This is a genomic window from Saccharothrix mutabilis subsp. mutabilis (assembly GCF_039521145.1).
In the GTDB taxonomy this organism is placed as follows: domain Bacteria; phylum Actinomycetota; class Actinomycetes; order Mycobacteriales; family Pseudonocardiaceae; genus Actinosynnema; species Actinosynnema mutabilis.
Genome location: NZ_BAAABU010000001.1, coordinates 634625 through 647073 on the forward strand (window position 1 = coordinate 634625; position 12449 = coordinate 647073).

The following is a 12449-nucleotide window of genomic DNA, read 5'->3' on the forward strand; positions in this document are numbered from 1 at the left end:
TAACCCGCTCACCTCGTGGAGGTCACCCTGTTCAGCATCACCGTCCGCGACCACGTGATGGTCGCCCACAGCTTCCGCGGCGAGGTGTTCGGTCCGGCGCAACGCCTGCACGGAGCAACGTTCGTGGTGGACGCCCGGTTCAAACGACCCGACCTCGACCCGGACGGCATCGTCGTCGACATCGGACTGGCCACCCGCGAACTCGGCGCGGTGCTGGCGGAACTGAACTACCGGAACCTGGACGAGGTGCCCGAGTTCGCCGGGATCAACACCTCGACGGAGTTCCTCGCCCGGCACATCGCCGACAGGCTCGCCGACCGCGTCCACGCCGGCGCGTTGGGCCCGGGAGCGCTCGGGCTCAGCGGGGTCGAGGTCACCGTGCACGAGTCGCACGTGGCCTGGGCGAGCTACGAGCGGGCGCTGTGACCTGCTGGTTCGTGCTGCCCGCCGGCGTGGACGACCCGGCCGCGCCCAGCGGCGGGAACGCCTACGACCGGCGGGTGTCGGCCGGCTCGGGCCTGCGGGACGTGCTCGTCCCCGGCACCTGGCCGCACCCCGACGACAACGCCCGAGCCGCCCTGGACCGGGCCCTGCGCGCCGTTCCGGACGGCGCGGTCGTCCTGATCGACGGTCTGGTCGCCTGCGGCGTCCCCGAAGTCGTGGTGCCGCACACCGAGCGGCTCAAGGTGGCCGTCCTGGTCCACCTGCCGCTGGCCGCGGAAACGGGACTGCCCGCCGAGGTGGCCGCCCGGCTGGACGCCGCCGAGGGCCGGTGCCTGCGCGCGGTGGCGGCGGTCATCGCCACCAGCCCGGCCGCCGCGACGCGCCTGGCCGAACACCACGGGCTGTCCCGTGTGCACGTGGTGCCGCCCGGGGTCGACCGGACAGCCGTGGCGCCCGGCACCGACGGGGTGTCGAGGCTGCTCACCGTCGCGTCGATCACCCCTCGCAAGGGCCATGACGTGCTGATCAAAGCGCTGACGGCGGTTTCGGACCACCCGTGGACGTGCGCGGTCGTCGGGCCCGCGCCGGATCCGGCGTACTCGGCCGCCGTCCGGGAGTCGGCGGGGTCCTGTGCGGACCGGTTCGAGTGGACGGGACCGCTGTCCGGGGACGCGTTGGAGCGGCGGTACTCCGCCGCCGACCTGTTCGTGCTGGCGTCGCGGGCCGAAACGTACGGGATGGTGGTGACCGAGGCGTTGGCGCGCGGCATCCCGGTCATGGCCAGTGCGGTGCCGGACGCGCTGGGGACCGGCGGCCTGCTGCTGCCCGGCGGTGACGTGCCGGCGTGGTCCGCGGCGCTGCGCCGGTGGTTCGAGGACGCCGACCTGCGGGCACGGCTGCGCGCGGCGGCGTCGGCGCGGCGGGCGGAGCTGTCCACCTGGGACGAAACGGTCACGGGCGTGGGGGTGGTGCTGGCTAGTCTGCGCGCATGACCGGATTCGCGCCCGAGTGGCTGGCCCTGCGGGAAGACGCCGACGCGGCGGCACGTTCGACCGAACTCGCCGACCGGGCGCGTGCCCTGGTGGTGAACCGCGGCGTGCCCGTCATCCGTGACCTGGGGTGTGGAACGGGATCGATGGGGCGGTGGCTCTCCGCGCGACTCGGCGGCGCGCAGCACTGGGTGCTGCACGACCGCGACCCGCGCCTGCTGGACCTGGCGGGTGCGTCCTTGAGCGGCGTGTCGGTCGAGACGCGGTTGGGCGACCTGACCGCGTTGCGCGCGGCGGACCTGGCGGGCGCGTCGCTGGTGACCGCGTCGGCGTTGCTGGACCTGCTCACCCGCGACCAGGTGAACGCGTTGGCCGCCGCCTGCGTCGGAGCCGGTGTGCCCGCGCTGTTCACGCTGTCGGTCGTGGGTCGGGTCGAACTGGACCCGGCCGAGCCGCTCGACGCCCGCTTCCGGGACGCCTTCAACGCCCACCAGCGGCGCGACGGGCTGCTGGGGCCGGACGCGGCGGCGGTGGCCGTCGAGGCGTTCGAACGGCTGGGCGCGTCGGTGCAGACCCGGCCCAGTCCGTGGCGGCTCGGGCCGGGCGCGTTGTGCCGGGAGTGGTTGCGCGGGTGGGTGGAGGCGGCGTGCGAGCAGGAACCCGGGCTGACCGGCGAGGCGGAGGCGTACCGGCGGCGACGGCAGGCGGCGCGGGCCGTGGTGCACCACGTGGACCTCTTGGCGGTGCCGTGAAAGGCGTCGTGCGGGTCGGCCTGGCGGTCGTGGTGCTGGGGGCGCTCGGGGCCAAGGTCGGCGCGGGCGCGTTCCTGGACGGGGTCCGGGCCGTCGAGTGGTGGTCGGTCGGGGCGGCGCTGCTCATCGGTGCCGTGACCACGCTGTTCAGCGCCTTGCGGTGGTGCGAGGTGGCGCGCGGGATGGGGTTGGCGATCGAGGTCCGCACGGCGGTCGGCGACTACTACCGGGGGCTGTTCCTCAACGCCGTGCTGCCTGCCGGGGTCCTCGGGGACGTGCACCGGGCGGTCGAGCACGGACGCAAGGCTGGGGACGTCAAGCGAGGTCTGCGGGCCGTCGTGGTCGAGCGGGTCGCCGGTCAGGTCGTGCTGGTGGTCTCCGCCGTGGCCGCCCTGGCGCTGTGGCCGGTCGACGTGCCCGGGATGCCGGATCAGCCCGTGTTGGTCGCCGGGGTGGTCGCGGGGATCGTCGCGCTCGGCCTGTGGCGGCGGGCCAGGGAGGTGCTGTCGGCACGGGTGGTCGGGTTCTCCCTCGCCACCACCGCCGGCCACGTCACGTTGTTCCTGGTCGCCGCCCGGACGGCCGGGGTGTCGGCCCCGCTCGACGAGTTGGTCCCGTTGGCCTTGTCGGCGCTGGTGGTGATGGCGATCCCGGTCAACGTCGGCGGGTTCGGGCCGCGCGAGGCGTTCCTGGCGGTGGCGTTCGGCGCGACCGGGCTGGGCGCGGCGCTCGGCGTCACCACCGCCGTGGTCTACGGGGTGCTGGCGTTCGCGGCGGGCCTGCCGGGGGTCGTCCCGCTGCTACAGCGTCGCCAGGTGCCGCGCGAAGCCGCTGACCAGCGCCGCGAGCAGGTCCCGGCCCTTGTCGGCTGACGCGCGGGACGGCCGGCCGACCACGCCCGAGGACGTGTAGGCCGCCATCCCGGTGGTGAGCAGGTGCCGCCGGTCGTCGGCGACGTGGTCGGCGGTCTCGAACCCGGGGCGGACGACCTCGGGGTGGGCGTGCAGGAGGATCGACGTCTCGATCTCGCCGGCGTGCATGTCGGTGGCCGACGGGGTCTCGACGCCGGCCGCCGCGCGCGCCTCCGCCCAGTCCGCCGAGGTCGGGTAGAGCGCCATCCGCCGCGACTCCTGCACCACGTTGGACAGCACGTAGTTGCCGCCGTGGGCGTTGACGATGACCAGCGGGAGACCGCGCAGGGACTCGGCCACGTCCATGATGACCGAGTGCAGGGTGCGCGCCGAGATGCTGACCGTGCCGGGCCAGTCGGCGTGCTCGTGGGAGCAGGAGATGGTGATCGGCGGCAGCAGCTGGACCGGGTAGGCGTCGGCCAGCCCCCGGGCGATGGCGCACGCGATGATCGTGTCGGTGGCCAGCGGCAGGTGCGGGCCGTGCTGCTCGAAGCTGCCCACCGGGAGCACCGCGACCGCCGCGCCGCGCGCCCGGACGTCCTCGGTCGTCGCCAGGGTGATCATGTCCCGGCACCGTACCGAACGCGCCGGCACAGCGCGGGCAGGTGGGCCAGCGCGGCGGGCAGGTCCTCGAACGCGGTCTCGCCGCTGATCAGCGCGTCGAACCGGGCGTCGGCGAGCAGGTCCAGGGCGAGGGCCATGCGCTCGCCGAACGTGCGGTCCGGGCGGGCGAGGGCGCCGACCTGGCTGCCGCGCACGGTCAGCCGCCGCGAGTGGAAGTGCTCCCCCAGCGGCACGGCGACCCGCCGCGACCCGTACCAGCTCAGCTCCACCACCGTGCCGCCCGGCGCGAGCAGCCCGAGCGCGGTCTCCAGGCCCGCCTCGGCCGCGCTGGCGTGCACGACCAGGTCGAGGCCGGCGCGGGCGTCCGCCGGCCCGGCGAACCCGACCCCGAGGGCGGCGGCGACCGACGCGCGGGCCGGGTCGGTGTCCACGAGCTGCACCCGCACGCCCGGGAAGTCGGCCAGCAGGGCGGCCACCGCGCAGCCGACCATGCCGCCGCCGACCACCGCGACCCGGTCGCCGACCAGCGGTCGGGCGTCCCACAGGGCGTTCACGGCGGTCTCGACGGTGCCGGCGAGCACCGCCCGTTCCGGCGGCACGGTCGGCGGCACCGGGGTCACGGCGGACGCGGGGACCACGTAGTGCGTCTGGTGCGGGTAGAGGCAGAACACCGGCCGGTCGAGCAGGTCCGGCGGGCCCTGCTCGACCACGCCGACGTTGAGGTAGCCGTACTTCACCGGCCACGGGAAGTCGCCCTCCTGGAACGGGGCGCGCATCACCGCGTGCTGGTTGGCCGGCACCCCGCCGTGCAGGACGAGCGTCTCGGTGCCCCGGCTGACGCCGCTGAACAGCGTCCGGACCAGCACGTCGTCGGGCCCGGGGTCGGGCACGTCCACCGGGCGGATCTCGCTGTCACCCGGTCCGGTGAACCAAACCGCCCTCGCGGAGCGTGTCATCCAGCAACCTCCGAAAACCGACCGAGGGGCACGATGAGCACACTTCAGCACACCGCCGCGCCGGCCGTCCCGGAACGGGCCGCGTGGGCGGGCGGCCAGGTCCTCCTGCTCGCCGCGCTCGACGGCGCGATCGGGTTGGGCGGCGCGGGCTGGCTCGCCGGCCTGGCCTACGGGTTGGCCACGTGGGTGCTGCTGGGTGCGGCGATGGCGCGGGCCGGGGTCCGCGCGCCGGGCCCCGCCGACCGCGTGACGCTGGCCCGGGGCCTCCTGGTGGGCGCGGTGACCGCCCTGGTCGCCGACCAGACCGCCACGCCCGCCGTGGTGGTCGGCCTGGCGGCGGTCGCGTTGGTCGGCGACTTCGTGGACGGTCGGGTGGCGCGCCGGACGGGCACGGCCTCGGCGTTGGGCGCGCGGTTCGACATGGAGGTCGACGCGTTCCTGATCCTGGTGCTCAGCGTGCACGCCGCGCTGGTGTTCGGGCCGTGGGCGCTGGCGATCGGCGCGATGCGGTACTTGTTCGTGGCGGCGTCGTGGGTGGCGCCGTGGTTGCGCGGGGAGCTGCCGCCGAGCTTCGCGCGCAAGACCGTGGCGGCGCTGCAGGGCGTCCTGCTGGTGGTCGCCGCCGCCGGGGTGACGGCGTTCGCGTGGGCGCTGGTGGCGCTGGCGCTGGCCGCCCTGGTGTGGTCGTTCGGCCGCGACGTGCGGTGGTTGTGGCGGAACAGGGTTCGCGCGGTCGTGGGGGCCGCGCCGGTGAAGGGAAGTGCCCGTGTCTGACCAGGCCGCGTCGGTTCCGGTGAAGGTGGGCAACGTCGTCGTGTGGGCGTTGCGGCTCGCGCTGGCCGCCTACTTCCTCTACAGCGGGTGGCTGCTGTTCGGGGAGGGGTTCGTGAAGAAGTTCGACGACATCGGCTTCGGCCAGTGGCTGCGCTACGTGACCGGGACGCTGGAGATCGCCGGCGCGCTGGGGTTGCTGCTCCCCCGGCTGTGCGGGGTCGCGGCGCTGGGCTTGTTCGGGGTGATGGTCGGCGCGGTCTCGACCGAGCTGTTCATCCTGGACAGTGCGGAGGGCGCCCGGCTGCCGGCGGTGCTGGGCCTGGTCGCGCTGGTGGTCGCGGTGCTGCGGCGCGACACGGTGAAGGCCTTGGCGGCTCAGGTCTTCGGGAAGTAGCGCAGGACGGCGACGTCGCCGAGCCGGGTCACGTCGGCGAGGTGGAAGCGCCGCGCGGGACCACCCGGGAACCGTGCCGGGTGCAGGAAGCGCGGCGCGTCGGCCCGGCCGATCAACAGGGGCGCGACGGCGATGCGGACCTCGTCGGCCAGCCCGGCGGCGAGGAAGGCGGTGTGCACGCGCCCACCGCCCTCCACCATCAGCCGCCCGACGCCGCGCGCGCCGAGGTCGTCCACCAGGCGGCCGAAGTCGAGGCGGTCGCCGAGCGCGACGACGGTCGCCAGGTCGCCCAGCGCCCGTACGGCGCGCGGGCGGGCGTGGTCGGTGGTGTAGACGAGCTTGTCCCCGCCGCAGTGCCAGAACAGGAGGTCCGCGTCGAGGTCGCCGCTGCCGGTGACGGTGACCTTGAGCGGGTACTCGGGCGCGCCGCGCGCGGCCCGGTCGGCTCGACGGTCGGCGCTGTAGACGAGCAGGCGCGGGTTGTCGCGGCGCAGGGTCTCCGCGCCGACCAGGACGGCGTCGGACTCGGCGCGCAGGCGGTCGACGTGGTCGAAGTCCTCGGCGTTGGACAGCGGGAACCGGTCGGCGGACCCGTCGTCGATGTAGCCGTCCACGCTGACGGCGACGCTGAGCAGGACGTGGGGGCGGGTCACGCGGCCCACCGTAGGGGAAGGTCTGAACCGGGTGCACCCGTCTCGCGTTGTCCCGGAGGTGGACGAGTTCTTGCCGGCGGGGCGCGCGAGGCGCGGTCCCGTGAGCGCGGCGGCGGCGCTGCTGGTGCTGTTCGCGCTGGTCGCACCGGGCGACCTCGACCAGTTCACGACGAGCGCGTTCCTGCGGGTCCCGGTGGAGGGCCTGCTCGGGGTGATGCTCGTGCTGGCCGTGCCGGGCCGGTGGCGGTGGGCGGTGGCCGGGGTCGGCGGGGTCGCGCTCGGGGTCGTCGCGGTGGTGAAGGTGCTGGACATCGGGTTCGACCTGGTGCTGTACCGACCGTTCGACCTGGTGCTGGACTGGCCGATGTTCGAGCCGGCTGTCGATTTCGTGGCGGTGACGGCCGGGCCGGTCGCGGCGGTCGCGGCGGTCGCGGGCGCGGTGGCGGTCGCCCTGGGCCTGGTCGGGATCACCGCGCTGGCGGTGCAGCGGGTGAGCCGGATCGCCGTGCGGCGGCGGCTCGTGACGACCCGGGTGGTGGCCGCGTCGGCGGTCGGGTGGATCACGTTCGCCGTGCCCGGGGCGCCGGTGGCGTCGGACAGCACGGCGGCCTTCGTCTACGAGCACGCGCGGCAGGTTCGGGCGGGGCTGGCCGACCGGGAGGCGTTCGCGGAGGCGGCGTCGGTCGACGCGTTCCGGGACGTCCCCGGTGACCGGTTGCTGACCTCGTTGCGGGGCAAGGACGTCCTGGTGGTCTTCGTGGAGAGCTACGGTCGGGTCGCGGTGGACGACCCCGGCGTGGCACGGGTGTTGGACGAGGGCACGCGGCGGCTGGGTGCCGTCGGGTTCGAGTCGCGCAGCGGGTTCCTGACGTCCTCGACGACCGGCGGCGGGAGCTGGCTAGCGCACGCGACCCTGTTGTCCGGGCTGTGGGTGGACAACCAGCAGCGGTACCGGACGTTGGTGGGCAGCGACCGGTTGACGTTGAACGGGGCGTTCCGGCGGGCGGGTTGGCGGACGGTCGGCGTCATGCCGGGCATCACCCGGGCGTGGCCGGAGGGCGCGTTCTTCGGCTACGACTGCGTGTACGCGGCCGACGAACTGGGGTACCGGGGTCCACGGTTCGGGTACGCGACAACACCGGACCAGTTCACCTTGGCGGCGTTCACCCGATTGAAGGGCAACGACCCAGTCATGGCCACCATCCCTTTGGTGACGTCGCACGCACCTTGGTCCCCGCTGCCACGAATGGTCCCTTGGGACGCGCTGGGCGACGGTTCCATCTACAACGAGATGACCTCGGGCGAGGCGGCCCCGGAAACGATCTTCAGCCGCGATCCGCGGGAGGTCCGAGCCGACTACGCGCGGTCGGTGGAATACTCGATCAAGGCGCTGGTGTCCTACGTGGAAGAGCACGGGGATGACGACTTGGTGTTGCTGTTCCTGGGCGACCACCAACCGGCCCACGTGGTGACCGGCGCAAGCACTTCCCGAGACGTCCCGATCACCTTGGTAACCCGCGACGCGGGATTGGTGGAACGAGCCGCCAACTGGGCTTGGACCAACGGCCTGCGACCCACCCAGTCAAGCCCGATATGGCCAATGGACACCTTCCGAAACCACTTCCTAGCCACCTTCTAACCACACGAAGCGCGCCAAGCCTTCCCCTGGGCTGCCAAGCCACAGGAAGGGCCTCGGTTCGTTCCCCGTACGGCCTGGGCGCAGCCCAACCACGCTTCACCGTTCTTGGCAACCACGCTCCACCGGTTGCCAAGAACGGTGAAGCGTGGTTGCCTCCGGCAGGCCGTACGGGGAACGAACCGACGCCCTTCCACCCCCGGGGGCCTGCCGCGCGGCGAGCGCCGCTTTTAGCTTTTGATCTTTCGCTCTTCGCTCTTGAGAGCCCTCCGGCGCACCTATGAGATCGTAAGAGCGTGAAAGAGCGTGCTCGGGTGCCGTTGGACGACATAGTCCGGCTCAGGCGCGCCCGCGACACCATGGACCGGGACTACGCCCTACCACTGGACGTGCCCGCCCTGGCCAAGGTCGCCCTCATGTCCCCCGGCCACTTCTCGCGCAGCTTCCGGGCCGCCTTCGGTGAGACGCCCTACAGCTACCTCATGACCCGGCGGATCGAGCGGGCCAAGGCGTTGCTCCGGCGGGGCGACCTGTCGGTGACCGAGGTGTGCTTCGCGGTCGGCTGTACGTCGCTGGGGTCGTTCAGCACCCGGTTCACCGAGTTGGTCGGCGAGTCCCCCAGCGCCTACCGGGCCCGGGACCACGAGGACGGGGCGGCGATCCCGGCGTGCGTCGCCAAGATGTACCTGCGACCGATCAGGAACGGAGAAGCGAAACCCGACCCCCGGTCGTAGCGTGACCGGCATGGACATCAAGGTTTCCACCTGCTTCATCGCGGTCGACGACCACGACAAGGCCCTCGCCTTCTACCGGGACGCCCTCGGCCTGGAGGTGCGCAACGACGTCTCCTTCGAGGGCATGCGCTGGGTCTCCGTCGGGTCGCCCGACCAGCCCGACCTGGACATCGTGCTCGAACCCGCCGTCGCCACGCCCAACGCCACCGCCGCCGACCGGGACGCCGCCGCCGAACTGCTGGCCAAGGGCCTGCTGCGCGGGGTGATCTTCACGACCTCCGACGTCGACGCGACCTTCGAACGGGTCCGCGCGGCCGGTGGCGAGGTCCTCCAGGAGCCGATGGACCAGCCCTACGGCGTCCGGGACTGCGCGTTCCGCGACCCGTCCGGCAACATGCTGCGGATCAACCAGAAGTAGCGCGAAGGGCCCGCCGGAACGGGCCCTTCCCCCCGCTCCGACGCCACGAACCCGGGCGGGGTTGGCGTCGGCGAGCCGCCAACGCATCACCGCACTTTCTCTACGATGGGCTGATCGGCATCATGCGCGTGGTCCGATCATGAGCAACGTCGAAGCGGCACCGGTTGAACTGGTGTGCGGCAGCACGTCGGCGCACCGGCCGGTGGAGGTCCTGACGCCGCGCGACGTGCCGCTGGGCGGTCCCCGGGCGATGTCGGTCCGCCGCACGCTGCCCCAACGCGACCGGACCATGATCGGCGCGTGGTGCTTCGCCGACCACTACGGTCCCGACGACGTGTCGCGGACCGGCGGCATGGACGTCGCCCCGCACCCCCACACCGGTCTGCAAACGGCGAGTTGGCTGTTCACCGGCGAGATCGAACACCGGGACAGCCTGGGCGTGCACGCCGTGGTCCGCCCCGGCGAGCTGAACCTGATGACCGGTGGCGCCGGCATCTGCCACTCCGAGGTGTCCACGGCGGACACCGCGGTCCTGCACGGCGTCCAGCTGTGGATCGCCCTGCCGGACCGCCACCGCGACGCCCCGCGGAACTTCCAGCACCACGCCCCCGAGCCCGTCGAGGTTCAGGGCGCGGTGGTGCGGGTGTTCCTGGGCACCCTGTGCGGTGAGACGTCCCCGGTGGACACCTTCAGCCCGTTGTTGGGCGCGGAGTTGGTCCTGGCCCCGCGCGCGGATCTGACCTTGACCGTGAACCCGGCCCACGAGCACGGCGTCCTGGTGGACCAGGGCGCTCCCACCCTCAACGGCACCCGCCTCGGGCGCGGTGAACTCGGCTGCACGGCGACCGGCGCGGACGCCCTCCACCTGACCAACCCTTCGGACGAGCCGGCCCGCGTGGTCCTGCTGGGCGGCGAGCCGTTCGGCGAGGAGATCGTGATGTGGTGGAACTTCGTGGGCCGCACGCACGACGAGATCGCCCGGTTCCGCGACGAGTGGCAGTCGGAGTCGGACCGCTTCGGCCGCGTGGAGGGCTACCCCGGCCCCCGCCTACCCGCCCCACCCCTACCCACCGGCCGCCTCCGCCCACGCGGCAACCCCCGCTAACCCACCGCCCGCACCGCCCCGCGCCCGCACCGCCCCGCGCCCACACCCCTCGCGCCCGCACCGCCCCGCGCCCAACTCCGGCTACCCCGCCGCCCACGCCCGCGCCCAGCCCCGGCCGACCCGCCGCCCGCGCCCGCCTGGCCCCCGGCACGTCCGACTAACCCGCCGCCTGCCAGGGCGTGAACCGTCCGCCGTCCTGCTCCACCGACGTGTGCAGGCGGCCGTCGGCGGCGATCGCCAGGAGGACCACCCGGCCGTTCCCGTCCACCGCCGCCGTCGGGTAGTCCAGCGGCTGCCCGCCCACGGACGTGCCGTTCACCGACACCGCCCCCGCCGCGTCCCGCCCGACGACCACCACCCCGTCCCGGCCGTGGACCGCGGCGGGCTGCCCCGGCCCACCCGGACCGGGGGCGCGCACCGGCGGCGACCAGCCGCCACCCGATCGGGCAGTACGAACAACTTCACCCGTCTGAGCGACCGCGTGCACCACGGTGAGCGTCCCGTCCGGCCCGACCGCCACGCTCGGCGGACCGGCCGGCGGCGTGGACGGGTAGGACCGGTCCCACGACCCCGCCCAGTGGACCACCGCGTCCACCGTCGTCCCGAACACCTCCGGCACCCCGGACGCGCCGGTCACGGCCGCCAAGCCGTCCACCACGCCCGACCCGCCCAGCCTGGTCCACCCGCCCCAGCGGCCGTCGGCGTCCTGCTCGGACCGGCTGATGCCACCACCCGCGTCCCGGACGAACACGGTCACGCGGCCGTCCCCGTGCGCCGCCGCCGCGGGTGTGCCCACGCGACGGTCGCCCGGGTCGGGGCTGCCCAGCGAGTGCCAGCCGCGGTCGTCCCGGCACCGGATGTCCCGGGTGTCCAGGCGCCGGCCGCACACCGTCATGCCGTGCCTGCCCCTCGTCACGGACAGACCGAAAGCCAGCTTGCCGCCCGGCGACCCCAGGTCCCCCAAGCGCTCCCACCCCGAGCCGACCTGGCGCCAGCCCAGCAGGCGGCGGCCCTGGGCCGCGTACGCGCGCAGGCCGTCGTCGGCCCTGCCCACCCAGGCCGTTCCCCGGTCCCAGCGGTAGTACATGCGGCGGGGCCAGGCGTCGTAGGACGGGTGGCCGCCCGCGTAGCGGTCGTGGGCCTGGTAGGCGGCGAAGTCGGCGAGCTTCTCGGCCTGCTGGTCCGGGCTCAGGTTCACCGGGGCGCGGTCGGTGTTGTAGTCGCGGTAGCCGACCACGACCAGGCGCGGGCGGTCCGGTGAGCGCTGGTAGACGCGGGCCGCCTCCTCCGCGAACCGGGCGCTCATGACGTGGTCGGGGTGGTCGTGCCAGGGCTGCCACTGCGGGTAGTCCGGGTCCGGGTCGCTGTCCTGCACGCGCAGCACGGTGGGGCGGAAGCCGTCCATGATCTTGACCAGGACGCGGATCAGGGCGTTGCCGGTGTAGGTGGACGGCTCGGTCATCCTGCCGCCGGTCGGGGTGAGGGTGTCCACGGAGACCACGCCGCCCGCCCGGTCCTGCCACAGCCGCCGCAGCGCGCCCCGGCCGCCGTCGGCGCGGGGGTCCGCGTCCTCCGGCAGGTTCAGGAACACCAGCGCGACCTGCGGTTTCGCCTTGAGCGTGTAGCGCTCGCCCACCCGGCCGCCGGCCAGGTCCATCGCCGCGCCGTCCCACTCGTCGGGCACGCCCGCCATCCGCGCGTACGCCGCCCGCGCCCCGGCCTGGCGCGACGCCGAGTAGCCGTTCGCGTCGACGGCCTCGGCCTCGCCGGCGGTGACGAACACCGTCATCACGCGCTTGCCCGACCGGACCGCCTCGCGCACGTCGGGGTTCATGAACAGCACGTCGTCGTCGTGGTGGGCGACCACCTGCAGGTAGGCGACCTCGGTCGCGCCGGCCGGCTCGTGCGCGGGTTCGGCGCAGGCCACGACCAGCGCGAGCACCAGCGCGACGAACACCGCCAAAGGTCGTGCACGTGCCATCGGAACCGCCGCCCCCCATCCCCGCGTGCCGGCGCCGGACAGGCTACCGACACAATGGCGGCCGGGACGACCAGGACGGACAAAGCAACGCAATACGGGTGCCCGGCGTCGGTAATGGGTGGGGACCGCCGGCGATAG

14 protein-coding genes are annotated in these 12449 nt (G+C 74.0%); 10 read left to right on the plus strand and 4 right to left on the minus strand.

Translation table 11 applies throughout. From position 1 onward, the window contains the following. Positions 1-27: 27 nt before the first annotated feature. From ABD126_RS02925 to ABD126_RS02940, 4 genes are read left to right on the plus strand one after another with little or no spacing between them, the layout of a single operon-like run. Entirely contained in the window at positions 28-426 is a 399-nt protein-coding gene (locus tag ABD126_RS02925) for a 6-pyruvoyl trahydropterin synthase family protein (RefSeq protein WP_343932185.1), read from the plus strand. Next, positions 423-1436, plus strand: coding sequence for a glycosyltransferase (locus ABD126_RS02930; protein WP_343932002.1), 1014 nt, complete (start codon positions 423-425; stop codon positions 1434-1436). Before ABD126_RS02925 ends, ABD126_RS02930 begins: the two co-directional genes overlap by 4 nt. Then, complete coding sequence (locus ABD126_RS02935; RefSeq protein WP_343932003.1) at positions 1433-2185, plus strand: class I SAM-dependent methyltransferase; 753 nt, start codon at positions 1433-1435, stop codon at positions 2183-2185. The genes ABD126_RS02930 and ABD126_RS02935 overlap by 4 nt, the downstream gene beginning before the upstream one ends. Then, on the plus strand, positions 2182-3057 hold the full coding sequence (locus ABD126_RS02940; RefSeq protein ID WP_343932004.1) for a lysylphosphatidylglycerol synthase transmembrane domain-containing protein: 876 nt from the start codon (positions 2182-2184) through the stop codon (positions 3055-3057). The genes ABD126_RS02935 and ABD126_RS02940 overlap by 4 nt, the downstream gene beginning before the upstream one ends. Here ABD126_RS02940 and ABD126_RS02945 read toward each other — a convergent pair. Together ABD126_RS02945 and ABD126_RS02950 are read right to left on the minus strand one after the other, a co-directional pair. Further along, on the minus strand, positions 2986-3660 hold the full coding sequence (locus ABD126_RS02945) for a creatininase family protein (protein WP_343932005.1): 675 nt from the start codon (positions 3658-3660) through the stop codon (positions 2986-2988). The genes ABD126_RS02940 and ABD126_RS02945 overlap by 72 nt on opposite strands. After that, positions 3657-4616, minus strand: coding sequence for a zinc-dependent alcohol dehydrogenase (locus ABD126_RS02950; RefSeq protein ID WP_343932006.1), 960 nt, complete (start codon positions 4614-4616; stop codon positions 3657-3659). Before ABD126_RS02950 ends, ABD126_RS02945 begins: the two co-directional genes overlap by 4 nt. A gap of 33 nt (positions 4617-4649) precedes the next feature. Between ABD126_RS02950 and ABD126_RS02955 the strand changes: the two genes are divergently transcribed. Both ABD126_RS02955 and ABD126_RS02960 read left to right on the plus strand, forming a co-directional pair. Further along, positions 4650-5390 (plus strand): CDP-alcohol phosphatidyltransferase family protein, encoded by a 741-nt coding sequence (locus ABD126_RS02955; RefSeq protein WP_343932007.1) that lies wholly within the window; start codon positions 4650-4652, stop codon positions 5388-5390. After that, positions 5383-5784 (plus strand): DoxX family protein, encoded by a 402-nt coding sequence (locus tag ABD126_RS02960; RefSeq protein WP_343932008.1) that lies wholly within the window; start codon positions 5383-5385, stop codon positions 5782-5784. The genes ABD126_RS02955 and ABD126_RS02960 overlap by 8 nt, the downstream gene beginning before the upstream one ends. Here ABD126_RS02960 and ABD126_RS02965 read toward each other — a convergent pair. After that, positions 5766-6437, minus strand: coding sequence for a RibD family protein (locus ABD126_RS02965; protein WP_343932009.1), 672 nt, complete (start codon positions 6435-6437; stop codon positions 5766-5768). The two genes, ABD126_RS02960 and ABD126_RS02965, sit on opposite strands and share 19 nt — an antisense overlap. Before the next feature lie 100 nt (positions 6438-6537). Between ABD126_RS02965 and ABD126_RS02970 the strand changes: the two genes are divergently transcribed. From ABD126_RS02970 to ABD126_RS02985, 4 genes are all read left to right on the plus strand, one after another. Beyond that, positions 6538-8076: a sulfatase-like hydrolase/transferase gene (locus ABD126_RS02970; RefSeq protein WP_343932010.1), complete on the plus strand. Its 1539-nt coding sequence runs from the start codon at positions 6538-6540 to the stop codon at positions 8074-8076. A gap of 356 nt (positions 8077-8432) precedes the next feature. Further along, complete coding sequence (locus ABD126_RS02975) at positions 8433-8807, plus strand: helix-turn-helix transcriptional regulator (protein ID WP_425542728.1); 375 nt, start codon at positions 8433-8435, stop codon at positions 8805-8807. A gap of 10 nt (positions 8808-8817) precedes the next feature. Next, a complete protein-coding gene (locus tag ABD126_RS02980; protein WP_343932011.1) occupies positions 8818-9225 on the plus strand; it encodes a VOC family protein in 408 nt (135 codons plus the stop codon). A gap of 139 nt (positions 9226-9364) precedes the next feature. Beyond that, positions 9365-10330, plus strand: coding sequence for a pirin family protein (locus ABD126_RS02985; protein ID WP_343932012.1), 966 nt, complete (start codon positions 9365-9367; stop codon positions 10328-10330). A gap of 157 nt (positions 10331-10487) precedes the next feature. On the opposite strand, the gene ABD126_RS02990 is transcribed toward ABD126_RS02985, so the two are convergent. Further along, positions 10488-12311, minus strand: a complete 1824-nt coding sequence (locus ABD126_RS02990) for a PIG-L family deacetylase (RefSeq protein ID WP_343932013.1) — start codon at positions 12309-12311, stop codon at positions 10488-10490. Positions 12312-12449: the final 138 nt, after the last annotated feature.